Raw genomic sequence first — 23,412 nt, 5'->3', positions numbered from 1 at the left:
GATGGGTAAGGTAAATACGGTGCTAGGTCCAATTGCGACAGAAGAACTAGGAATTACAGCCATGCACGAGCATATCGGATTCGGTCTGCCCGGATGCGACTTAGATACACAATGGTGGAAAAAACCTGAAGAAGCGTTTGAAATGACAATCCAAAAGTTACGCCGCTTCCGTGAACACGGTGGTAAAACCTTCGTGGACTGCACAGGAATCGGAAATGGACGTGATGTCGAATACTTTCAAGTATTATCACGTAGAACAGGTGTTAATATTGTGGCTGTTACAGGCTTTGTAGCAGGAGACTCGGCGCTTCCCTATTTCCGAAACAAATCAGTAGAGTATCTTACAGATTTATTCATCCATGAAATTACGGTTGGAATTGACGGCACAAGCGCAAAAGCAGGTGCCATTAAAGTAGGCGTAAGCCGAGAAGGTCTAGGTGAACTAGATCAACGTATTTATCGCGCTGCCGCAAGGGCCGCTGTAAAAACGGGTGTTCCCATTATAACGCACTTATCAACACAACCCGAGCTGGCCATTGAAATTTTTGAATCGGAAGGTTTATCACTTGATCGTGTCCTTATGGGACATGCTGATATTGGCCCAGATGTCGATGAAAATCGTGATACGTTGATTGCAAGCTTGGGCGGATTTGTGGGATTCGATACAATCGGATATGACTCGGAGATAGAAGATGCTCCCTATTGGTCACGCCCTCGACAAGACCGTATAAATCATTTCCTTTCTTTCCTTGGAAAAGGATTTTTAAAAAATGCCGTTATTTCAGCAGATGCTAACTGCTGTGCACTAGGTTGGCCGGGTTTAAAAGGACATTCTGTAAATTGTGTCTTTGAAGAGTTTATTCCGGACCTTCGAAAAGCAGGTATCGATGAAGAAGTCATTTACCAACTTTTAGTCCAAACGCCTGCGAAGATTTTAACCATGCAAGAACCAAGATAATAAAAAGCGGCAAGAGGAATTATAAGCCATTTTGCATAGGTTCTTTTATAATTGATCACCATAACCATGAATTAGCAATTATAAAAGGGTGAGTAGATTGGCAGATGTACGAATTGAACAATTTGATAAAGCGGTAAAATTGAGAAAAGAGTCAACTGAAGCTCTAGTGGATTACTGGAAAGACTTTTCGCTCTATACTTCTTTCGAATACTGGATGATGGTTGCTATATTCGTATTACCACTCATCATCCTTTATTTCAAAATTGATAAGAATAAAATCTTTCAAATCGGATTTTATGGATATAGTGTCCATATTATCTTTGCGTACATCGATATTTTTGGATTAAATAGTGGATTGTGGAATTATCCATTCCAATTAATTCCCGCACTTCCGAGTTTATCCTTGGATTCAAGTATTATCCCTGTCGCCTTTATGCTCATTTATCAATGGACATGGAATCATAATAAAAATTATTACTTATACGCTATCATTACGGCAATCATTTTTTCATTTGTGTTTAAACCCCTCCTTGTTACAATGGGTCTATTTAGAATGTATGGGAACATAAGCTATATACATTTATTTATTTGCTTTGTTGTGGTCCTACTACTAGCAAAGGTTATAACCAATGGATTCCTTTGGATGAAAAAGAAATTTCACCAAAAAACCACTTAGCCTTTTTAAGCCTACCAATGAAGTTTGAAAGAGCTGCAGATCAATTAAATTGGTCTGTGGCTCTTTTTTTCATAGTTTTTTTAAAAAAAATAATTAAATTCGCTTAAGTCGTTTTACTTGGAAAATTTCAGGGTAGGTATATTATGAATATATACTCTTAAATAAAGATATTTCAGTTCAAGATATTCGTATGGGTATGGTGTTAAGGGTAATACTATCTTTTGATAGTTGTGGTATTCAAACTAACATGACAAGGGGATGCTACCATGAATAATCGATTTGATGGAAAAGTAGTTTTAATTACTGGTGCAGGGTCAGGTTTAGGTCAGGCAGCTGCGGTAAGAGTTGCAAAAGAAGGAGCAAAGCTTTCTTTAGTGGATTTAAAAAGTGAAGGTTTAGAAGCAACAAAGAAATTAATTTTAGAAGCTGTACCTGAAGCGGAAGTATTATTAATTACTGCCGATGTATCAAATGAAGAAGCAGTAAAAAATTATGTGAATGAAACCGTTAAAAAATATGGCCGTATCGATGGATTCCACAATAACGCAGGAATTGAAGGAAAACAAAATGAAACGGCTGATTATGGCTCAGACGAATTCCAGAAGGTATTAAGTGTTAACTTAAATGGCGTATTTTATGGGTTAAAATATGTATTAGAAGTTATGAAAAAACAAGGCTCAGGTTCAGTAGTGAATACTGCTTCTGTTGGCGGAATTCGTGGAGTGGGGAACCAATCAGGTTATTCCGCAAGTAAACATGGTGTTGTCGGATTAACAAGAAACTCTGCGATTGAATATGGTCAATACGGTATTAGTATTAAAGCCATTGCACCAGGTGCAATTATGACACCAATGGTCGAAGCTTCACTTAAACAAATAGATCCTGTAAATTGGGAAGAAGCAGGAAAACAATTTGTCAGCGTCAATCCAATGAAGCGCTTTGGAAAACCTGAAGAAGTGGCAAGCTTAGTTGCATTCTTATTATCAGATGAAGCAGGATTTATTAACGCGGCGGTTATTCCTATCGATGGCGGACAATCTTACAAATATTAAATGAATAACAGAAATAAGGTATATTTTATACCATTTAAAAGAAGGGTCCCAAACGTTACATTTTGGGACCCTTTTGTCATAAAAATTGATTAATCTTCAGTGATGATTGGGGGAATAATTATGAATTCAAAATCCGTTTTTCCCCTTGAATTTCTTGAATGGAGCTTATATTTTGCGTGAATTCAAGCGTTCCCATATATTGACCAGTTTCATCCCGTACAGCAAAATAACGAATGTACACATATTTATCTTTAAATTTAATATAAAAATCTTCACAGTCTTTGATTCCTGCTTTAAAATCTTGTAATAATTCTTCCACGACATGAACGCTCTTTGGCGGATGGCAGTTTTGAACTGTCCGTCCAATAACCGCTTTTGTCCGAGCAAAAATTCGTTCTTTCCCATGAGAGAAGTAGCGTACGACATCATCTTGATCTATAAAAGTAATATCGACCGGCAAATGATTTAACATGAGTTCCAGTTGTTTTATAGATAAAATGCCAGTTTCCATTCGAATAAATCCGTCGGTTAAGGCATCCTCTTGAATTCCTTTTCTTTCAGGCTTCCAAACGCCCGCCGGTCCTGTTAAACAATAACCAATTTCATCACTTTCATGGGCAATTTTGACCCATTCGTCTTCTGTTAATGTTTGTAAGGCCATCGGGAATAAGATATTTTCCTCTTTAAAAATCATTTCACTAACTTCTCGAATGACAAAGTACAAGGAATTGATTACGGTTTGTTTTTCTCCCTTATAATTGGTTAATTTCGCTTTTGTTTCTTTTATCGCCTCGCGAATTCTGTCATCCACACCCCACATGACCTGGGTAGGGCCCATTATCCCGTATTTTTCTAAATAGGGAAACAATAGATTTTCTTTGCGGCTATAATGTTTGTCTATATCAAGTAATAGATTTAAATCTTCTAATAGTTTATAGATATTTTCCTTGCTGTCTTCTTTTTCAAACCGATCGTAATGGAGTTGCAGTTTGAAATTAACTAACAGATCAATTTCCTTATTTTCTAATGTAAACGTATGGATGGGATGGCCTGTCTGCTCTTCAGGTTTATTAGAACGATGAATCTCCTCAATCGATCCTTTAAAAATTGCTGCATGGACCGAACATAAGCGCTGCACTTCCTCGACTGGAATTCCTTCTTCTTCCATAAGTGATTGTTCAAGTTGGGAAATCTCCGCAACTGTAATACTGCCGGCAGCTTCTTGAAATTGAGCCTTTACTTCTTCGACACTCTTGCCATTATGCAAGTCTTTAATAATTTGTTTCAATAGTGATTGTCGCTTTGATTGACTTATCGGTTCTTGTTCACGGTTATTAATCATTTCGCTCATGGTAAATGCTCCTTTATTGTTTTATGGTAAATCCATTCTTTTCAAAGGTTTCGATTACTTTTTCTATTGAAATTCCTTTCATCCGGCAGCCTTTCGGAAGGGTCATGACACGACCGGCTGTTTTCAGCATGTGAGGGTTCGTAATGTTTTCAAAACCAAGTTCCTTCATAATCGGGATGATTTCAGGGAAATCGGTACATAAACGAAAAACTGGAAGTTGAGTATTAATAATCTTTGACATCATCATTTTCTCCTTGAAATAGGACTGATAATATTTCTCACTGAAAATATATCATAGGAGAGTGATTATCTAAGTGATGTGTATCACAAACGAAAAATAATTGATGAATATAGGAAAAAGGGGGCATGTAGCTTTAAATATATGAAAAAAGCACCTGATCATATCGAGCGGTGGGTAGGTAATAAAATAATCGTGGAAAATCAAACAAATGTTTTCTCTTTTATATCCTTTAAATGGTAATATTTTAATTAAAATAAAGATAGTAATGAGGTGAAATGTATGGATGAAGTTTGGTCAGAAAATCTCCCAGTTGTTCAATTCAGAGTGGCGAGACCGACTAATCAATTACAAAAAGTGGTTGAATTTTATCGTGATGGTCTTGGTCTAAAGGTCGTCGGTCATTTTGAAAATCATAATGGATATAATGGAGTCATGTTGGGTCTGCCAAATACGACCTATCATTTGGAGTTTACCCAGCATGTGGATGCGGTCCCATGTCCACCTCCTTCTGAGGATAATTTACTCGTTTTTTATATGCCAGATCTTGAGGCAAGGGATAAAATTGTGCAACGGTTACTTGAGATGGGGTACGAAGCAGTAGAACCAGAAAATCCTTACTGGAAAAATGCTGGTGTGACCATCGAGGATCCAGATGGATGGAGAATAGTCTTACAGAATTCGATCTTTGGTTAGACGTCTTGAGCTTATTTTTCATCAAAAAAGGAATAGACTCTTATCGTAACCTTTGTTGCTATTTTTTCCTACTTAGAGCCTCATTCAGACAGGCTTGAGGTATTTTAAAGCAATTGTGTCCGAATCGGTGGCTCATTCGGACAGGCTTGAGGTATTTTAAAACAACTGTGTCCGAATCAAAGGCTATAATTTGTTCAAAAAACAACAAACACTGCGAAAAAAGCCAAGGAATAAGTTGATGATCCCACATCACTTAAAAAACAGGAATCATAATAAAGAGAAGCTCTTAAACTGAGCTTCCCATTTTTTAATCAATAATAATTTATTTAAATTCTTTTTAAAAATACATAACTCACCTTGTCATAGTCCATTTTATTTTCGTAAAAACGATGAGCATCCAGCCGTTGTAAACCAGATGAGAGTGAGACAATATCATAGCCATTTTCCTTTGACCAATTCTGAACATATTCTAGAAGTGCTTCCCCATAACCTCTCGAGCGGCTATTTGAATCTGTTACTAAATCACAAACCCAGATAAATCTACCGTTGTATAAGGTAACCATAGGCATAAAACCTGTGACAGCAATAATTTGGTTATTTTCATACAAAGCAGCCATTTTATAATTTTCCTGCTTTGTTGCTTCTTGAACTAACTGAAGAAAACTACTTTCATCTAAATGAGTTCTCAATTGTTTCATGACCGGAAAGGCTTCTTTCCATTCCTTTTCATTTTTCAATTCCTTAATTAAAATTGTCTGCTCATTAACCATTTTCCCCAGCTCCTTTTCTGAATCTATAATTAATATTTAACCACAATCTGGTATAATCAAAAGTATCAGATTTGATAATTTTAATGGTACCAGTAGGTCTTTGGGAGATGAAAGAATGATTGAACTTACCCTTGCATTAGATTATAGAAGTGAGAAGCCGTTGTATATCCAAATAGCCAACTACATTAAGCAAGAAATTTTATCAGGAAGAATAAAACCAGCAGAAAAACTACCCTCTAAACGAAATTTAGCACATTACCTTGACGTAAGCATAAATACGATTCAGTCAGCCTACGATCAGCTTATAGCAGAAGGGTATGTAGAAAGTAAACCTCGTACAGGATTATTTGTAACGACTTTTGAAGATGACATTATTTCTGAACAAAAATCGCCTCGAAAATTGGAGATTGAGCCTGAGCTAGTAGAAGAGAAGGTTAAAATTGATTTCAATTCGGGGAAGGTCGATTTAGCACACTTTCCATATGCGATATGGCGAAAATTAACCGTTCAATCTTTACATCAAGATCAGGGCGAGTTATTTTATACGGGGAATCCTCAAGGGGAACTGAAACTACGAGAACAAATTGCCCGGCATCTATTTGCCTCAAGAGGTGTAAAGTGCACGGCTAATCAAATCATTATTGGTGCAGGGGCTCAAGTGCTAATCGGATTATTATGTTTAGTAATCGGAAAAGAACCTATATTTGGGTTGGAGAATCCTGGGTTTCACCGAACAAGAGCTACGATACAAGATCTTGGAGTCAAAACAAGGCCCATACCTTTGGATGATGCGGGGATCAATGTAGGGCAGTTGAAAAAAAGCGAAGCTAGTGTTGTGTATATCACACCATCACATCAATTTCCATTTGGAATGATCATGCCGATATCACGAAGGATCGAATTGTTAAAATGGGCAGATGATGTGAACGGTTATATTATTGAAGATGACTATGACGGGGAATATCGCTATAAAGGGAAGCCAATTCCTTCCTTACAAGGGCTAGATGTAAATGGTAGAGTGGTGTATTTAGGGACATTTTCCAAGTCGTTAATTCCATCTCTTCGGATAAGTTATCTGGTTTTACCATCGGCATTGATGAAAAAGTATCAAGAACACTTTACGGTTTACAAGCAGACCGTCTCGCGTCTTCACCAGGATACGCTTTATCGGTTTATGAATGAAGGACATTGGCAAACTCATTTAAATAAAATGAGAACACTTTACCGAAAAAAGCATGCCAGCTTACTGTTAGCTATTACTAATCACTTCGGCGATAAAGTAAAGGTAATCGGTGAAAACGCGGGACTTCATATTGTTTTGGAAGTGAATAACAATATGCGGGAAGACGAGTTGATTAAAAGGGCCATGACTGTTGGTGTAAAGGTATATCCATTATCCATCTATTATGATAGGGTCAAAAAAGATTTAGGTACGAGTGTTATACTAGGTTTTGGCGGATTATCAGAATGGGAAATTGAAAACGGAATTCAGCTATTAAAAGCAGCTTGGAACCTCTAAACAATTTAGGTAAAAAGTAGTCTAGCATTCTAGATTATTTGTTATCTTTAAAAATTCACTTATCATCTCTACATAGTCTGCTTTCGGGTAGTTTTTATATAAGTTGCTTGATAAACGAACCGGATCTCCAAAGAAGAACCGTTCATAAAGAGTTTGTCTTGTTCCAAACGAACTCATTGTCAGATCCCAAGCTAAACGAAAGATTTTTACGCGATCTACGGCATTTTTGCTGGCTCCTTGCAGGTATTGGTTGAGCTCTTCACGAAGATCTGAAGCAAAATCTGTTTCCGTTGGCAGTGATACCATTCCACTTGCACCAATCAATTGAATCATCTCAGTGAAACGGGGATAAATTCGCGGGAATATATTACTGGCAACTTGCAGAGAGCGGAGGTTTGGACGGATATATCCCCATTGGTCTAATTCTGCATCCTGTTCGGATTTGTCTAAGAGTGCTTTCATCGTCTCAAGGCCGATAATGATTTCTGACATTTTTTCCTGGATATGCTGATATTCACTGACATTAATTGTCTCTACTAAGAGTTCAGCAACACCTAAGATAAATTCCGTTTTGGCAATTTGTCTTATCAGTACTTGATGGGTGGCGTAGTGGTGAAACGAGCTATGCAGCATGAAGTCTGTGGTTGCTTCTATATTGTCGTAAAAAAAGACTCGATCCCATGGGACTAAAACATGGTCAAAGACAACAATGGAATCCATTTCTTCATATCGTGAGCTGAGCGGATGATTAAAGTGAGATTCTCCGCCTACAAATGATTCCCGGCAAATAAACTTTAATCCTTTCGTGTTCGAAGGAATGGAACAGGCAAACGCTTCTTCTGGATCCATGAACCGTGTTGGAGCCGTGTACACCAATACTTCATCGGTTAATCCGCCCTGAGTAGCCAGAAGTCGTGCCCCTTTAATGACAATTCCTTGTTCATTTCGATCAATGACCCTAGCCGAGATAGGTTCCTTTGAGTCTTCAAAATATTGCAGCGAACGATTTACTTGAGGAGTAATAAAGGTATGTGTAAAGGAAAGGTCATGTTCCCTTGCTTTTTCATATAATGATCGAATATTTTCAGGAAAACAATTTTCTTTACCTTGTAAAAGGTAAGCCGAGGAGGAGGCAAAGCTCATCACAACCGTGTTCATGTAGTCAGGACTCCTGCCCATCATACCATGTGTGTGCCGTGACCAGATTTCCATCATCCTTCGTCTTTTCTTAAGATCTTCTTTCGTTTTTGGCTGAAGGTAGGAAAGACCAATTAGATTTCCTGTTTGTGGTGAACGAAAAGTCATCTCCTTTTTAAGCGTTTCATCATTTTGCAAATCATACAAGGAAGCCTTTGTCTGAAGAATCCCTTTTAAAGCGGGATGTTCCGTGAGTTTCCCGTCAATTTTTTCTCCGTCATACCAAATTTCTGGTTTCGCCTGATTTAATCGTTCCAAAAAAGTAAAACCGTCTATAATTCCCATAAGCCCACTCCCGTTTTATTTTCAAAAAATCGTACATGTTAGCTAGTTCTATTTTATTGGATAACCCGTTAGCATGTTCCATATGGATAAGCCCAGTTTTAAAAATGGGGGTAGTGGTTTACTATTAAGTGGATGGTATATCCTTAGATGAATTGGATGGTTTATAATTGACCTTGTTGAGTTATGATTAAAGTCTAAAAATCTATTAAAGTTTGCTTTAATGTGGATAGGAGGTGCAGTATGGATATAGCGTTTGTTTTAGTTACTTTGGTATTAATTATTTCTGTTGTTTCAACTCTAGTATTAACGGGGAAATCTGATGAAAACTATAGCAGTTCCACAAAAAGAAATACCACAAACTTGACCTTAATTTATGTGGTAGTTATTTTTATTGCCCTAATGTCACTAGGGATTTACATATGGTTGAGCTAATTTATAATCTGCTTTCCGATAATCTTCAAAAAATGTCTGTATAAAAGAAAGACCGCCTATCAAAGACGGTCTTTTAGTTTGCCATAGATTGTATACTTTCTGCATGAGTCAAACAATTATTTGTTAATTTGAAAAAAAGTTTGAATGTCATTTGCTAGAATGGACGATTCTGACGGAAAATAGTAGGTGTGTCCATCATAGTGGAGGTCAAACATGAAGGCAACAGGATCCCCCGTATACAACACCAGTTGATAATAGTCTGGGTCACCATTTTCTGTATTGGGGTGAAAGTTAGATGAGTTCTTACCATTCTTTACTATTTCAAGGAGGCGGGAGACTTGCTCGGGATTCTTGATTTCCGCTAAGCGCTTATAACCTTCCGATGTATACGCTTGAAAGATTTCTACTTGATTCACTTGTCCAATCGGAAGATCTTGAAATTGCCATCTGTACTTTTCATCATCCCTTGAGTAATATAGGCTATATCCATTAATGGCACGAGAAGATTTCACAGCGATAAGATGGGGATATCCCTTAATGGTAAAAATGCCTGTTCCTTTTTCATGAAAGGCTGCATCACCATTCCGTATTTTATACTCTGGATCTGAGACGTTGTCCGCTACTTTAAATTTCACTTCACCGAGTTTTTCCCCGATGTACTTTTCATCAGCTAAAACACCTGTATAGATGCCATCATACGTTTTCCCATTCCATTTAACAAAATCAACCCAATCAATGACAACATTTTCGCCAAAAAGACTCGTCCTGCATCCGGCTAAGATCAGCACCGATACAACAACCAGACTGATTAATTTCCTCATATTACCACCTCTAATGCTATAGACGAATCATTTTCCGTTTTGTTTCATAAAAGATTTTTAACGAAAAAAGAAATGCAATTCATGGTAGAATTGCATTTCTTTTGTTGTTATGCCACAGACTTATGTTTTTCAATGTCAGTTTCTTTTTTGCTCATTTTTCGAATAAAAGGAATCACCCAACGGTCTAAGCCAATTCTACCTGCGTTATAACCAGCAGTTAAGATGATGAAGCCTAAGAAGATATCTCTAGGGTTATGTGATACAGTACCTGCTAGGAAGAAAGAGAAGTTCATCATGAGCCCGAAGAACATCGCAGTAGTTGTTAAGCAGCCAAGGATTAATCCTAAACCAATCAGTGTTTCGCCCCAAGGGACGATTACATTGAAAATATCAACATTTGGAAGTGCTATGTGTTTTAAAAAGTCAACGTACCAGCCAAAAACGACTGCGCCATCTGGACCTTTTACCGGATTTGCGATTGCTCCTTTTAAGAAACCAGAAGCGTCAAAACCGCCTGTTAATTTGTGAAAACCTGCTGTGATCCAAGAGTAACCAAGATATAAACGTAAAACAGTTAAGATGACTGCTGAAATTTTATTCTCTCTTAAAAATTTGTTAAACATAAATGATTCCACCCTTCATTTTTGTTTTGTTCTTTATGGTTATAATATATAATTTTTCCAGGTAAATAACATAGCGATAGTGATAAGTTCACAGATTGTTAGAAAAGTTTTGACAAGAATTTGACTTGTGTTTTAGGTCAATGGAAAAGCTTAAATGGGAACTGAAGCATATAGATGGATGGAGAGGGACGATTACCAAAGTATGTGAACCAATGTACCTGAATTAACTGGTACTTGATCGCAATATAAAAACAATGTTTTGTAGTAATATTAAAATAGACAATCATAAGTGGTATAAGGATGGAAGACTGAGTGGATGTATTTTACAATTTTGTGGGTTAATTCTACAAATATCAAGAAGTATTCTACAAATTTGATTGTTAATTCTACAAATATAAAGGGGTATTCTACAAATTCGAGTGTTAATTCTACAAAAGTTGGAAATTAATTCCTATATACTTTCAAAGCTTATCCATTAGAGAGGATCGTTACATGAATACATCATTAGAAATGCTAATTCACTTGTTTGAGCGGGCTGCACTACTCTTAATCTGCCTGTTTTTTATGATACGGATTCCGCGATTCAAGGAATCGTTACAAAAGGACCGTCATTCTCCTATAGAACGTGTCGTGATTACACTTGTGTTTTGTTTATTTGCGATTTTTGGTACATATTCAGGGATTAATGTGGAAGGTTCGCTTATAAATGTCAGGATTATTGCAGTCGTATCAGGCGGAATTTTATTTGGACCTTGGGTAGGAATCATTACCGGCATTGTTTCGGGGGTACATCGCTATTTGATTGATATAGGAGGAATTACCTCCATTCCATGCCTAATTACAAGCATAATTGCGGGGATTGTATCGGGGTATATAAACCGAAGAGTGAAGCGTACGTTACGTTGGGTTTATGGCATAGCAGCAGGGATGTTTTGCGAAGTCTTAACAATGCTGCTGATCCTTGCGATGGCTGAACCATTTGAACTGGGGTTTGATATTGTTTCTAAAATTGCCTTTCCTATGATTGCCGGAGAGGTTAACATTGGCCTGATTGTGTTATTGGTCATGAGTGTCGAGGGTGAAAAGGAAATTATTGCAGCCAGACAGGCAAAGTTAGCATTGGATATAGCTAATAAGACCCTTCCATATTTTCGTAACATTAATTCGGAGTCGCTGCGAAAGATTTGCACGATTATTAAAAATGATATAAAGGCTGACGCCGTTGCTATTACGGATATCCAAAATGTGCTTGCCTATGTTGGTTTTGGGGAAGAACGTTATTCCATTGGCCAGGAAATTATCAGTGATTTTTCAAAAGAGGCCATTCACAGCGGAAAAATTATTATCCGGAATAATGTGACCGATGAAAAAACACCGCAAATCCATTCTCTTCTCATCATGCCGTTTGAGGAGCATGGAGAGGTAACAGGAACACTCAAAATCTATTACAAGAAGGCCTATAAGATGACCTATTCGCTACAAACAATGGCGATCGGTCTATCACAAATAATCTCCACTCTTATGGAGGTTTCTCGGATTGAACAGATTAAGGAGGGTGCCAACAAGGCTGAGCTAAAGGCGTTGCAAACAAAGATTAATCCACATTTTTTGTTTAATGCTTTAAATGCAATTGCCTCTACAACCCGAAGGAATCCAGACAAGGCCCGTGAATTGATTATCAATCTATCCGGCTATATGAGATACAATTTGGAGGTCAGTGATGAATTGATTGATATTCATAAAGAACTGGAGCAAGTCCGGGATTATATAGAAATAGAGAAGGCACGTTTTGGCAGCCGCTTGACGGTGGAATATGATATTGATGATGTGGAAGTTAGCATACCCAGCCTGCTCATTCAGCCTTTAGTCGAGAATGCTATTATTCATGGCATTTTAAAGACAAAAGGTATTGGTCTTGTGACAATATCGGTAAAGGATTTGGGAGACAAAGTAAGAGTAAGTGTCAAGGATACAGGTGCTGGGATCAGTGAAGAAGTGATTCGGCAGCTCCGGCATGATAATGTGCCAGCAAACAAAATTGGTTTATATAATGTTCATCAGCGTGTGAAACTGATCTATGGAAATGGGCTGGTGATCAAACAGCTTTCCCCTGGAACAGAAGTTTTTTTTGATATTTAAAGGAGAATCATCAATGAAAGCCATAATTGTAGAAGATGAAGTTCCTGCTCGTGAGGAACTGGAATACTTAATTGAAACTTATAGTGATATCAAAATAACTCAAGCCTTTGATGACGGCTTAGATGTTTTGAAATTTTTGCAGGAGCAAGAAACAGATGTGATCTTTTTGGATATAAATATTCCGTCTCTTGATGGGATGCTGTTAGCGAGTACCATAAGTAAATTCACAAAAAGACCGTATATTGTTTTTACCACAGCATACAAAGAGCATGCTGCACAGGCATTTGAACTTGAAGCCTTTGATTATGTTCTAAAGCCCTATGATGAAAAACGGATTGCTGCGATGTTACATAGGCTGGAATCTGCCTATCTACGAGAACAGTCACAAGCCGTGATTCCAGAAAAAAATCCGAATGGTCATCTACAAGAAGGGGAAGCCCATGCAAAGACCACAACACGTATCAATTTAAAAAAGAACGATAAAATTATCGTAACGGATGTAAATGATATTTATTACGCTGCTGCAAGTGAAAAAGTGACATTAGTTTATACACAGCAGGAGGAGTATATCATGCCGATGAGCATATCGGAATTTCATGCCCTGCTCCCAGAGGATCTTTTTTTTCGGTGTCATCGGTCTTACACGGTTAACTTGACCAAAATACATGAAATTGTGCCTTGGTTTAACCAAACCTACATAATGCGTTTAAAAGGTATTGCGGCAGAAATTCCGGTCAGCAGAAGCAAGGTAAAGGCTTTTCGACAAATTATGCAAATATAACCTCCATTCATTCCGAATAATCGTCATCTCATTCCGAAACCGGTTTCCATCTTTTTCTCGGTGGTATTATCATCTTGTAAACGGAATCATAAAAGATTTCTAATGATGAACCTATCCATATAGATCCGAAAGAAAAGAGGAGATTACAATGAAAACTAGCACAGATCGTCGATGGTTGATTGTCTTGGGTACCATTATCGTGCAGATGGGATTAGGGACCATTTACACTTGGAGTCTCTTTAACCAGCCGTTAGTAGACCAGTTTGGCTGGAAATTAAATTCTGTGGCTTTTACTTTTTCCATTACCAGCTTAGCATTGGCATTATCTACATTGATTGCCGGGAAGCTGCAAGATAAATTGGGACTACGCCGATTAATCGCTTGTGCCGGAATTGTGCTCGGGGCAGGACTAATGATCAGTTCTCAAGCTTCATCCTTGGGGATGCTTTACATTTTGGCTGGGGTTATTGTAGGGGCTGCAGATGGAACAGCCTACATTACATCGTTATCCAATTTAATCAAATGGTTTCCCGAGAGAAAAGGACTTATTTCCGGAATCTCTGTAGGTGCGTATGGGACAGGCAGTCTGTTATTCAAGTTCATTAACGGGTCACTCATTCAATCGGTGGGCGTTTCCCAAGCCTTCTTTTACTGGGGATTAATTGTTCTGATTTTAGTCTTGGGTGGTTCATTCCTTGTTCGGGAAGCTAAAATAAGTCAAGAGCAAAATACAGGCAATGGCACCGTCCAAAAGGATTTTACAGTTAAAGAAATGCTGAAAACGAAGGAAGCTTATCTATTATTTGTCATTTTCTTCACAGCTTGTATGAGTGGGTTATTTTTGATTGGAATCGTAAAGGATATTGGTGTTAAAATGGCAGGACTTGATATTGCAGCTGCAAGCAATGCTGTAGCCTTAGTGGCTATCTTTAATACATGCGGCCGAATCATCCTCGGGGCATTATCAGATAAAGTAGGTCGGTTACGTGTGGTATCCGGCGCACTACTGGTAACAGCAGCGGCTGTGACTGTATTAAGCTTTGTTAAACTAAATTATGGTTTATTCTTTACAAGTGTCGCTGCAATTGCTTTTTGTTTTGGTGGTAATATCACTGTATTCCCTGCGATTGTAGCTGATTTCTTCGGCTTGAAAAATCAGGGGAAAAACTACGGGATCATTTATCAGGGCTTCGGTATTGGCGCCATCTCTGGATCATTTATTGCTTCTTCCTTAGGAGGTTTCATCCCTACTTTTAAACTGATTGCTGTCTTAAGCATCATCTCTGTACTAATTGCATTGATGATCAAGGCACCAGGTACTAGGAAACCTAAAACGAAAGATAAAAAGAATCATGGAGATATTCGCAGCCTGACTCCAGATACAAGAGCAAGTTAATAGGACAAAAGACAACGACTTCTAGGAAAAGGGGTTGTCTTTTTTTATGCCCGATTATTTTAATTTAATGGATAAAAGAAGGAAATCAGTCCATTATGTAGTAATATTTACGTAGGCCAGTGCCTTTGACTTTTTAGAAAAGGAGAGTTTTCAAAATGTACGTACTAAAAACAAAGGAAACCGACAATAGTGTGATTGAGTTTATTGAAAATGTGGATCATCCAAAGAAGCGGGAAGATGCCTATCAATTATTAGATCTATTTACGGAGACCACGGGCTATCATGCAAAGATGTGGGGACCAAGCATAATTGGATTTGGATCCTATCATTATAAATATGCATCTGGCCATGAAGGGGATGCCCCGCTGGTTGGCTTCTCACCTCGAAAAGCAAAGATCAGTTTGTATTTTGCACCCGGTGAAGCCAAGCGGGAAGAATTATTACAGAGGTTTGGAAAACATACATCCGGAAAAGGGTGTGTTTACATAAACAAAGTTGCCGATATAGATGTAGCTGTTTTAAAGGAATTAATCAATGATTCCATCACTTTTTTGAGAGAAACTTATCCGAATCCATAACAACAAAACCGTTCCTGTATCTAGAATAACTATGTTAGAAGTTAGAAAATATTAAGGCGGTAAAAATCCCTAAGTTCTACCAAATCTGAAAGGATCATTGAAATGCTAACCATACGAAATGTAAAAATAGAAGACTTACCAGCATTAGTTGCTATTGAACAACAATGCTTTACAAAAGATGAAGCTGCCACGGAAGACGCATTTGAAAAACGCATTCACACCATTTCCGATAGTTTCTTTGTGGCAGAAGAGGAGGGTGTAATCGTAGGTTTGATCAATGGACCTGTCATTGAATCACCGTTCATTACTGATGATCTCTTTCAGGATAGTATGGCAAACCCTGCGTCTAGTGGTCATCAAAGTATTCTGGGACTAGCTGTAGCACCCGGCTTTCAAAACCGTGGTGTGGCAGCGGCTCTACTCGCTCATTTTGAAAAAGAAGCAAGAGTGAAAAAGCGTGAATCGGTTACTCTTACGTGTAAAAACGATTTAATAAAGTTTTATGAGAACCATGGATATCACAACGATGGTGTTTCAAACTCTCAGCATGGTGGTGTTCTTTGGTATAACATGAGTAAAAATTTGGGCTGATACAATGATTGAATAAATTAGAAAAAGAAAAACCATAGAGTGCATAAAAACTCTCTATGGTTTTTCTTTTTTAATCGGTTACCTGATGGTTATAGCTATTCTTTTTCATCTTCAAGATAACATTTATTACCGCCACTGCCCATAGAATCGCAAGTACTAAATACGTAAATAGACTGATCGTATGAGATACAGTTAGTGCTCCTAATAACGTTCTAATATTTGTTATGATGATGATTCCGCCAACAAGAGTTCCTAAAAGGTTGGTAGGGATAATCTTGACTAGCCATGCTGCAATCGGAGCCGCAATAATTCCGCCAATCATTAAGGCAAGGACCCATTGCAGATTAATTTGGGTCCATCCTAAGGTTAGTAGAAATCCTAATGTAGAGGCAATTGCAATCGCAAATTCACTAGTATCAACAGAGCCAATCACCTTTCTTGGTTCCATCTTGTTGCTTGTAAGCAAAACCGGTGTGGCTATCGGACCCCAGCCGCCGCCACCTGTAGCGTCAAAAAATCCAGCAATAAAACCGAGAGGGATCAATTGCTTTTTTCCTAATTTCTTTCCTGCAAGTTGCTTTGATGGATTAAATTTAAACAAGAATCGATAGATGACATAAACACCTAACATTAAGAGGAAGAAGGAAATATATGGTTTTACGATATCACCAGGTATACTGCCTAAAAAACAAGCTCCTAAAAATGCACCAATCGAACCCGGTATGATTAATTTATAGACCACTTGTTTATCTACGTTTCCAAAACGAATGTGTGAAACGCCGGATGCTGCAGTCGTCACGACTTCCGCCATGTGGACTGAGGCTGAGGCAACAGCGGGTGCTATCCCAAACATAAGTAATAAGGAAGTTGACGTCACTCCATATGCCATTCCTAAGGAGCCATCTACTAATTGGGCAGCCAGGCCAATTAAGGCCAAAACGATTAACCTTTTCAAAAAAACCCTCTCCTTCTAAAAATAATACTGAATAGATTAGTTGAAAGGAATAGAGAACTAGTCTATGAAACTGACTTTTTATTATGATTGACTAATCCAATCAAGTTTCTAACCTACGATATGAGAGGACAAAATTGGGTGTTCGTGTAGATAGAGAAAATGGGTATTTGCCTATGGAGAGTAGGAAGCGTAAATTACATGTTTAACAAAGTTATCAGAATAACTTTGTTAGGAGTTGGAAAATCTATACCCATATTATGTAAAGGAAGAGTGTTATGGAACAAAATAGGATTCAATTAACAGCACCTGAAATTTCCAGTCTTTGGACACAATATATGTTTGATTCTATGTCAATTTGTTTTATTAAATATGCCCTTGGCCACATCGAAGATCAAGATATTATTGAGGTATATAAAACATCTCAGGAGCTATCAGAAAGACATCTTCAACAAATTAAAGAGTTTTTTAAAGGTGATCATTTTCCCATTCCACACGGCTTTACAGAAGAGGACGTAAATCTTCATGCCCCACGCTTGTTCCAAGATCCATTCTATCTTTACTATATGTATATCATGACCTTACAAGGGCTAACAGGTTACGCTCTGTCCGTTAGTACCTCCATCCGGTCCGATCTTCGAAAATATTATATTACCTGTAATACCGAGACCATGATGCTTTTTGACAAAGTCATCGACACGATGCTGAATAAAGGACTTTACTCACGGCCGCCTGTGATTACACCGGCTGAGTCAATTGATTTTATTAAACACCAAAGCTTTTTAACTGGATGGTTTGGGGAACGGCGACCACTAACGGCAATAGAAATAGGCGATATTACCTTTAATATGAACAAAATGCACCTGCATGTTGCATTAAAGGTTGGTTTTAGCCAGGTGGCTGCATCTGATAAGGTTCGAAATTACATTAATAGAGGAATGGAGATCTCTAATAACCATATTGCCATCTTCGAAAAAATTTTTCATGAAGAAAAACTGAATTCTCCGATCTCTTGGCAATCGCAAGTAACGAGTTCTACAACTTCTCCTTTTTCTGATAAATGGATCATGTATCAAATTCAATTGTCCACTCAATTGGCCATTGCCTATTATGGAACAGCCTTAAGTGTGACCTCCAGAACGGATCTTGCAGAAAAATATGTGGGTCTTACGGGTGAATTAATTTTGTTTGGTGAGGATGGTGCGAATCTAATGATTGAAAATGGATGGTTAGAAGAGCCGCCTAAAGCGAGTGACCGTAGAGCATTAATAAAAGGGAAGAAGGAAGGACTTACTAGCAAAGAATAAGGTTTTTTAATTACATAAACAAAAAAGGCTGTCATGACAGCCTTTTTTCGTATACAGGTGTTATGCTTGGGTAAATTTATTTTGATGCATACTTAATAATTCCAGATAAATAAACCGAGTATTCTCGCTCGATACATTCCCTTAACTTGATTTTCCCTTCACTTTCTAATGTTTTCACCATTTCTACAATCTTAATTTCATCTCCACTTGCCGCCTTTGGCACCTCTATGGTAAACAAATTGCCGCGGCTAGAATTACGTAGACTTTTTAATAAACTACTTTTATCCATTGGGTCATCCCCTTTGTCTAGTATTTCGACATAAAGAGGCATTATCCTTTAAATTAGATAGTTGTTTATTATATTTTATGCGATGTATAGAAGATTAGCAGTAAAATAGGATAAAACGAGGGAACACAATTGTTATAATTATTTAATTTTCCAGTTGTAAAACTATTATATTAAAATTGATTTTCATAAAGGGCACCATTCTGATTAGATAAATAGCGTTTTATTAATTTCACTAAAAAATTGATTGACTAAATCTACATTTCATTATAAGATACAATTCGTAATGGTTACGATTTGTTAAGAACTCATAAACCATGATTATATGATATAAGTATTATATTTAAATCGTAATAATTCCTACTTATTGATCTACTGGAGGTAAACATGAAAAAACTTATTAGTACATGTATCATTTTTCTTTTGTTCTTAAGTGGTTGTTCTAATGTCGATTCAACTAAAAATGAACCGACTAGTGAAAAATCTAAAAAACTACAGATTGTCACTACTTTTTATCCGATGTATTATTTTGCCCAAAAAGTGGCCGGCAGCACTGCAGATGTTGAACTATTAATACCTAACGGTGTAGAACCACATGATTGGGAGCCAACGGCAAAGGATATGGCTAAAATTCAAGACTCAGATTTGTTTATCTACAATAGCCAGTACTTTGAATCATGGACTGAAAAAGTATTAAAGAGTATTAATGATCCTAATTTAAACGTTCTTGAAGCTTCAAAGGGAATTAAATTAATGGATGCACTAGAAACAGAGGAAGAGGCGGGTGGACATCCTTCTAATCACGCATCTTCTAAAGATCCTCATGTTTGGCTTTCTCCAGTGTTAGCACAACAGGAGGTCGATAATATCGCAAGGGCTGTAGAAAAGGCAGATCCAAAAAATAAAGACGAGTATGAAAAAAATACAGAAGCTCTTAAGGCTCAACTAGCTGATTTAGATCGTTTATACAAAGAGACCGTTGATAAGGCAAAGAAAAAAGAGTTTGTGACACAGCATGCTGCATTTGGATATTTAGCAAAACAATATGGTTTAACTCAAATTCCGATCGCAGGATTATCCCCAGATGTAGAGCCAACTCTAGGGAAATTGAAAGAATTAGCGGTTTTAACGAAGGACAAAAACGTAAAATATATTTATTTTGAAGGACTTACTTCTCCTAAAGTAGCTAAGACCTTAGCCAATGAAATCGGAGCTAAAACGGTTGTTTTAAATCCATTAGAAGGATTAACAAAAGAAGAGCAAGAACAAGGTTTAGACTATATAGGGGTAATGAAAAAAAATCTTGAATCCATAAAGCTTTCCATTTTAGAGTAAAAAAAGAACAAGACCTATTTAATCATGAATAGGTCTTGTTCTTTTTAGCTTTGTAGTGTGCGTGCCCTTCTTTAACAACGGATGTGCAATCAACTATTTTGGTGGCTGCTTAATATCCTCTAAAAACATATTGTTCTTTAGGAGCTGAGGTGGTTGACCAATTCTCTACCTTTAAATAAGGTATATTGGTTTTAAAAGGCTGATAATAAATGGTTGATAATTTTCCTTTTATGGTTACCCATTGATCGTTTTTCCATTTCGTGCCATTAGGCATTTCAACTAGCATTCCAAAGACACCTGAGTCAGCAATGCAATGAATCACACCAAATCGGAACACAAACAGTTGGTTCTTATTTATTGTTTCAGAATCATTGAAAACAAACCCTTTAAACTCGATTTCTTTTCCAAGAAAATCTCCTGGAAAGTTATAAATCGTTTCCATCCCTTTTAAATAATTTTTATCATTTAAAATAATCGTATCTTGATTTACATATTTTTTCTTTTCCTTACTCATAAGTACATCATAATCATCTTTTCCATAATAGACACTCGTATCAGGACGCAAAAATTGCTGTTGCATAAAAGAGTCTCCTTTTCCTTCATCGTAAATAGGAAAATGAAATCCTTTTGCTTTTACAATATTCGAATCAAGTGTTGCAATCGGAAAGAACAGACCTGAAATGATGGGAAAGGCAAAAATCGGATAAATCAACACCTTTTTATACCATTTATCCTCTTTCGCATGATTATGCCCACAATGCTCATGATCACAACTAGGTTCTTTCGACTCTTCCTTGATCAGCATCATGATTTGGACAATGGTTAACACTAATAAGGCGTAACCAGCTGTTGCCGAAAGATACGAATATTTCATGTTAATATATTTATTAATCTCTCCTGTAATATGCAAATGAAAAAGTAAATAAGTAAATCCTATTAATATTAAGCTTCTTATCATAGTTTCAACCCCTTAATACAACAAAGAGTAGACAAAGACAACAACGAAAACGGATGAAACAATCAATAAAACAAGTCGCTTTTTAAAAGTTGCCAGCATCATCATCAAATTTTTAATATCTACCATTGGCCCAAACACAAGAAAAGCTAATAATGATCCAGTTGAAAATGTTGTTCTAAAAGAGGAAGCAATAAATGCATCTGCTTCAGAACAAAGAGATAGAATAAATGACAGAGCCATCATCACGATAGAGGATGATGCCTGCCCCTGGCCTATTGAAACAAGCGTCGAAGTCTTAATATAGGTTTGAACCGCTGCTGCAATTAGGGATCCAATCACTAAATATTTTCCCATGGAGAAAAATTCTTCCACCGCATGTTCCAGGGTCTGCCAAATTTTTTTATACAATGAAGAGCCTTTTCCATCAGCGTGGTGGTGATGAAAATGTTCATTAAAAGGGCTCCCTTTATAACGAAAAGCTATTAATATACCTACAAAAACAGCTACTATGATTGCCCCAATCGCTCGATATAACGGCATCTTCCAGTCACTGCCGAATGCGATATAAGTGGCAAACAAGACGACAGGATTGATAATTGGAGCTGTAAGCATAAAGGCAATCCCAGCAGAGATGGGCACCCCTTTTGATACAAGCCTGCTGACGATTGGAACAATTCCACACTCACATGACGGAAATAAAATACCTAAGAAACTTGCAAAGATGACAGCGAGTACTTTATTCTTGGGCATGATTTTTGCTATCATTTCTTCGGTTACAAATATTTGAATGATCCCTGAAATGAGAACGCCTAGAGTCACGAATGGCAGTGCTTCAATTAATATGGAGATAAAAATGGTATTCATCTGTAAAAAAGATTGAGGTAAGGATATACCAAGCATATTAGTCCTCCTATTTTAAAAGACTGATGGAACTACTATACTCTCATCCTATTAGTTCGTCCAAAGAAAAATCTGGAATAATATATATTATTTTCGGTTCGATTGAAGCTATAATTCTGATTAGAACAAGAATATCCTAATAAGTTTGTAAGTTATAAAGTGAAAATCAAACTTCATCTATTGTGAAAGCGCTATTTTTATGTAATAATCCGAATTGTGCAACTTATATAAATAAAACCAAACTAATTGATTTTCCTATCTATAATAAGAGGAGGATAACCATGCAAAATCAACAGCCCAATGTACGAGTAGCTGTCATACAAGCTGCTTCTGTCATAATGGATAAAGAGGCGAGTACAGAAAAAGCCATCTCGTTAACTTTACAAGCTGGAGAAAAAGGAGCTAATATTGTCGTATTTCCTGAAGCTTTTATTCCTGCCTATCCAAGAGGACTCACTTTTGGCGCGACAGTTGGTAGTCGTTCACCTGAAGGCAGACAAGACTGGCTCCGTTATTGGGAAAATTCAGTTCCTGTCCCTAGTGAAACGACTGATAGACTGGGAGAGGCTGCACGGAAAGCTGGAGTCTATCTTGTCATCGGCCTGATTGAAAGAGACCATGAATTCAGTACTGGTACGCTTTATTGTTCTGTTTTATTCTTTGGACCTGATGGTACATTGCTTGGAAAGCACCGTAAATTAAAACCAACGGGTTCTGAACGATTGATTTGGGGAGAAGGAGATGGCAGTACGCTTCCTGTCTTTGATACACCATATGGTAAAATAGGAGCTTTAATATGCTGGGAAAATTACATGCCATTAGCAAGAGCGGCGATGTATGCTAAAGGCGTTCAGATTTATATCACTCCTACTGCAGATTCCAGAGATTTATGGCAATCAACGATCCGTCATATTGCGGCAGAAGGAAGATGTTTTGTGTTATCTTGCAATCAATATGTTACGAAGGATATGTATCCTGCTGATTTAGCGTGTTACAGCGATCTAGTTTCTTCTCCTGATGAGATGTGCACAGGAGGAAGTGCCATTGTGGGCCCTCTAGGTGAATATATTACTGAACCAGTTTTTGGTAAAGAAGAAATTCTCTTAGCAGACCTTGATTTAAGGGAAATTGCGTATAGTCAATTTGATTTTGATGTAGTCGGCCATTATTCTCGACCAGATGTATTTCAATTGCTGGTCAATGAAGAGAAAAAAGAGAATGTGAAGTGGGTAAGGTAAAAATATCATTGAAATATTTTAACTCATTGAAATTTATAATAGAAAATCATGATTTATTAAGAAAAAGAAGCTTCGGAATAAATAATTTTGATAAGGTAAAGATAAGATTGGTGTTCAGTCACCACTAAGATGATTAAGGAGGAAAATTACCATGAACGTACGTGAAGGATTAATTCCTACTGCATTAGGTACTGCTGTTACTGCTACAGGATATGCCTTAAAGCAGAACCGCAAGTCTAATAAAATGCTGGCAAACACAGTATTTGGTTTTGGCTTGGCCCACGTAGTGTTAGGTGTAATTGACCTTGTTGAACATCGACGTTAGAACAATAG

At 37.3% G+C, this 23,412-nt stretch carries 25 protein-coding genes; 15 read left to right on the top strand and 10 right to left on the bottom strand.

Features of this window, described 5'->3' with window-relative positions:
- The first annotated feature begins 1 nt into the window (after nucleotide 1).
- From AC3ANL_RS13930 to AC3ANL_RS13920, 3 genes are all read left to right on the top strand, one after another.
- A complete protein-coding gene (locus AC3ANL_RS13930; RefSeq protein ID WP_488325039.1) occupies nucleotides 2-958 on the top strand; it encodes a phosphotriesterase family protein in 957 nt (318 codons plus the stop codon).
- Between the two features lie 97 nt (nucleotides 959-1,055).
- On the top strand, nucleotides 1,056-1,634 hold the full coding sequence (locus AC3ANL_RS13925) for a CBO0543 family protein (protein ID WP_488325038.1): 579 nt from the start codon (nucleotides 1,056-1,058) through the stop codon (nucleotides 1,632-1,634).
- Nucleotides 1,635-1,900: 266 nt separating this feature from the next.
- The gene (locus AC3ANL_RS13920) at nucleotides 1,901-2,686 is read left to right on the top strand and encodes a glucose 1-dehydrogenase (protein ID WP_488325037.1); all 786 of its coding nucleotides are present in this window, start codon (nucleotides 1,901-1,903) and stop codon (nucleotides 2,684-2,686) included.
- A gap of 118 nt (nucleotides 2,687-2,804) precedes the next feature.
- Here the strand turns inward: AC3ANL_RS13920 and AC3ANL_RS13915 are convergent, their stop codons facing one another.
- Both AC3ANL_RS13915 and AC3ANL_RS13910 read right to left on the bottom strand, forming a co-directional pair.
- Complete coding sequence (locus AC3ANL_RS13915; RefSeq protein WP_488325036.1) at nucleotides 2,805-4,037, bottom strand: DUF438 domain-containing protein; 1,233 nt, start codon at nucleotides 4,035-4,037, stop codon at nucleotides 2,805-2,807.
- 13 nt (nucleotides 4,038-4,050) lie between these two features.
- Nucleotides 4,051-4,278, bottom strand: a complete 228-nt coding sequence (locus tag AC3ANL_RS13910) for a DUF1858 domain-containing protein (RefSeq protein WP_488325035.1) — start codon at nucleotides 4,276-4,278, stop codon at nucleotides 4,051-4,053.
- A 279-nt stretch (nucleotides 4,279-4,557) separates the two neighbouring features.
- On the opposite strand from AC3ANL_RS13910, the gene AC3ANL_RS13905 reads away from it, so the two are divergent.
- Nucleotides 4,558-4,971: a VOC family protein gene (locus AC3ANL_RS13905; RefSeq protein WP_488325034.1), complete on the top strand. Its 414-nt coding sequence runs from the start codon at nucleotides 4,558-4,560 to the stop codon at nucleotides 4,969-4,971.
- A gap of 326 nt (nucleotides 4,972-5,297) precedes the next feature.
- Here AC3ANL_RS13905 and AC3ANL_RS13900 read toward each other — a convergent pair whose 3' ends face one another.
- Complete coding sequence (locus tag AC3ANL_RS13900; protein ID WP_488325033.1) at nucleotides 5,298-5,741, bottom strand: GNAT family N-acetyltransferase; 444 nt, start codon at nucleotides 5,739-5,741, stop codon at nucleotides 5,298-5,300.
- A gap of 115 nt (nucleotides 5,742-5,856) precedes the next feature.
- Between AC3ANL_RS13900 and pdxR the strand changes: the two genes are divergently transcribed.
- Nucleotides 5,857-7,260 carry a MocR-like pyridoxine biosynthesis transcription factor PdxR gene (pdxR, locus tag AC3ANL_RS13895; RefSeq protein WP_488325032.1) on the top strand — a complete coding sequence of 468 codons (1,404 nt, stop codon included), beginning with the start codon at nucleotides 5,857-5,859 and terminating at the stop codon, nucleotides 7,258-7,260.
- A gap of 21 nt (nucleotides 7,261-7,281) precedes the next feature.
- Here pdxR and hpaB read toward each other — a convergent pair whose 3' ends face one another.
- Nucleotides 7,282-8,742 (bottom strand): 4-hydroxyphenylacetate 3-monooxygenase, oxygenase component, encoded by a 1,461-nt coding sequence (gene hpaB, locus AC3ANL_RS13890; protein WP_488325031.1) that lies wholly within the window; start codon nucleotides 8,740-8,742, stop codon nucleotides 7,282-7,284.
- 240 nt (nucleotides 8,743-8,982) lie between these two features.
- Here hpaB and AC3ANL_RS13885 point away from each other — a divergent pair, with 240 nt between their 5' ends.
- Nucleotides 8,983-9,174 carry a hypothetical protein gene (locus AC3ANL_RS13885; protein ID WP_488325030.1) on the top strand — a complete coding sequence of 64 codons (192 nt, stop codon included), beginning with the start codon at nucleotides 8,983-8,985 and terminating at the stop codon, nucleotides 9,172-9,174.
- Nucleotides 9,175-9,290: 116 nt separating this feature from the next.
- Here the strand turns inward: AC3ANL_RS13885 and AC3ANL_RS13880 are convergent, their stop codons facing one another.
- Nucleotides 9,291-9,995 carry a hypothetical protein gene (locus AC3ANL_RS13880; RefSeq protein ID WP_488325029.1) on the bottom strand — a complete coding sequence of 235 codons (705 nt, stop codon included), beginning with the start codon at nucleotides 9,993-9,995 and terminating at the stop codon, nucleotides 9,291-9,293.
- 107 nt (nucleotides 9,996-10,102) lie between these two features.
- The gene (locus AC3ANL_RS13875; protein WP_488325028.1) at nucleotides 10,103-10,618 is read right to left on the bottom strand and encodes a DoxX family protein; all 516 of its coding nucleotides are present in this window, start codon (nucleotides 10,616-10,618) and stop codon (nucleotides 10,103-10,105) included.
- A 492-nt stretch (nucleotides 10,619-11,110) separates the two neighbouring features.
- Between AC3ANL_RS13875 and AC3ANL_RS13870 the strand changes: the two genes are divergently transcribed.
- From AC3ANL_RS13870 to AC3ANL_RS13850, 5 genes are all read left to right on the top strand, one after another.
- Nucleotides 11,111-12,757 carry a LytS/YhcK type 5TM receptor domain-containing protein gene (locus AC3ANL_RS13870; protein WP_488325027.1) on the top strand — a complete coding sequence of 549 codons (1,647 nt, stop codon included), beginning with the start codon at nucleotides 11,111-11,113 and terminating at the stop codon, nucleotides 12,755-12,757.
- A gap of 13 nt (nucleotides 12,758-12,770) precedes the next feature.
- Nucleotides 12,771-13,538, top strand: coding sequence for a LytR/AlgR family response regulator transcription factor (locus AC3ANL_RS13865; protein ID WP_488325026.1), 768 nt, complete (start codon nucleotides 12,771-12,773; stop codon nucleotides 13,536-13,538).
- Between the two features lie 148 nt (nucleotides 13,539-13,686).
- Nucleotides 13,687-14,934, top strand: a complete 1,248-nt coding sequence (locus AC3ANL_RS13860) for an L-lactate MFS transporter (RefSeq protein ID WP_488325025.1) — start codon at nucleotides 13,687-13,689, stop codon at nucleotides 14,932-14,934.
- 155 nt (nucleotides 14,935-15,089) lie between these two features.
- A complete protein-coding gene (locus AC3ANL_RS13855) occupies nucleotides 15,090-15,512 on the top strand; it encodes a DUF1801 domain-containing protein (protein WP_488325024.1) in 423 nt (140 codons plus the stop codon).
- A 102-nt stretch (nucleotides 15,513-15,614) separates the two neighbouring features.
- Entirely contained in the window at nucleotides 15,615-16,103 is a 489-nt protein-coding gene (locus AC3ANL_RS13850; RefSeq protein WP_488325023.1) for a GNAT family N-acetyltransferase, read from the top strand.
- 70 nt (nucleotides 16,104-16,173) lie between these two features.
- Here the strand turns inward: AC3ANL_RS13850 and AC3ANL_RS13845 are convergent, their stop codons facing one another.
- Nucleotides 16,174-17,058 carry a sulfite exporter TauE/SafE family protein gene (locus AC3ANL_RS13845; protein WP_488325022.1) on the bottom strand — a complete coding sequence of 295 codons (885 nt, stop codon included), beginning with the start codon at nucleotides 17,056-17,058 and terminating at the stop codon, nucleotides 16,174-16,176.
- A 275-nt stretch (nucleotides 17,059-17,333) separates the two neighbouring features.
- Here AC3ANL_RS13845 and AC3ANL_RS13840 point away from each other — a divergent pair, with 275 nt between their 5' ends.
- Nucleotides 17,334-18,362, top strand: a complete 1,029-nt coding sequence (locus AC3ANL_RS13840; protein ID WP_488325021.1) for a DUF3231 family protein — start codon at nucleotides 17,334-17,336, stop codon at nucleotides 18,360-18,362.
- A 76-nt stretch (nucleotides 18,363-18,438) separates the two neighbouring features.
- Here AC3ANL_RS13840 and AC3ANL_RS13835 read toward each other — a convergent pair whose 3' ends face one another.
- Nucleotides 18,439-18,651 (bottom strand): hypothetical protein, encoded by a 213-nt coding sequence (locus AC3ANL_RS13835; protein WP_488325020.1) that lies wholly within the window; start codon nucleotides 18,649-18,651, stop codon nucleotides 18,439-18,441.
- A gap of 384 nt (nucleotides 18,652-19,035) precedes the next feature.
- Between AC3ANL_RS13835 and AC3ANL_RS13830 the strand changes: the two genes are divergently transcribed.
- Complete coding sequence (locus AC3ANL_RS13830; RefSeq protein WP_488325019.1) at nucleotides 19,036-19,983, top strand: metal ABC transporter substrate-binding protein; 948 nt, start codon at nucleotides 19,036-19,038, stop codon at nucleotides 19,981-19,983.
- Between the two features lie 109 nt (nucleotides 19,984-20,092).
- Here the strand turns inward: AC3ANL_RS13830 and AC3ANL_RS13825 are convergent, their stop codons facing one another.
- Both AC3ANL_RS13825 and AC3ANL_RS13820 read right to left on the bottom strand, forming a co-directional pair.
- Nucleotides 20,093-20,941, bottom strand: a complete 849-nt coding sequence (locus AC3ANL_RS13825; RefSeq protein WP_488325018.1) for a TIGR03943 family putative permease subunit — start codon at nucleotides 20,939-20,941, stop codon at nucleotides 20,093-20,095.
- Between the two features lie 12 nt (nucleotides 20,942-20,953).
- Nucleotides 20,954-21,841 (bottom strand): permease, encoded by an 888-nt coding sequence (locus tag AC3ANL_RS13820; protein WP_488325017.1) that lies wholly within the window; start codon nucleotides 21,839-21,841, stop codon nucleotides 20,954-20,956.
- Between the two features lie 281 nt (nucleotides 21,842-22,122).
- Between AC3ANL_RS13820 and AC3ANL_RS13815 the strand changes: the two genes are divergently transcribed.
- On the top strand, nucleotides 22,123-23,079 hold the full coding sequence (locus AC3ANL_RS13815) for a carbon-nitrogen hydrolase family protein (protein WP_488325016.1): 957 nt from the start codon (nucleotides 22,123-22,125) through the stop codon (nucleotides 23,077-23,079).
- A gap of 151 nt (nucleotides 23,080-23,230) precedes the next feature.
- On the top strand, nucleotides 23,231-23,404 hold the full coding sequence (locus AC3ANL_RS13810) for an asparagine synthase (RefSeq protein ID WP_488325015.1): 174 nt from the start codon (nucleotides 23,231-23,233) through the stop codon (nucleotides 23,402-23,404).
- The last annotated feature ends 8 nt before the right edge of the window (nucleotides 23,405-23,412 follow it).

The sequence above is a fragment of the Neobacillus sp. DHD-1R genome (genome assembly GCF_057747995.1).
Note: the sequence above shows the minus strand (reverse complement) of the source record. Positions and strands in the feature narration are given on the sequence as shown.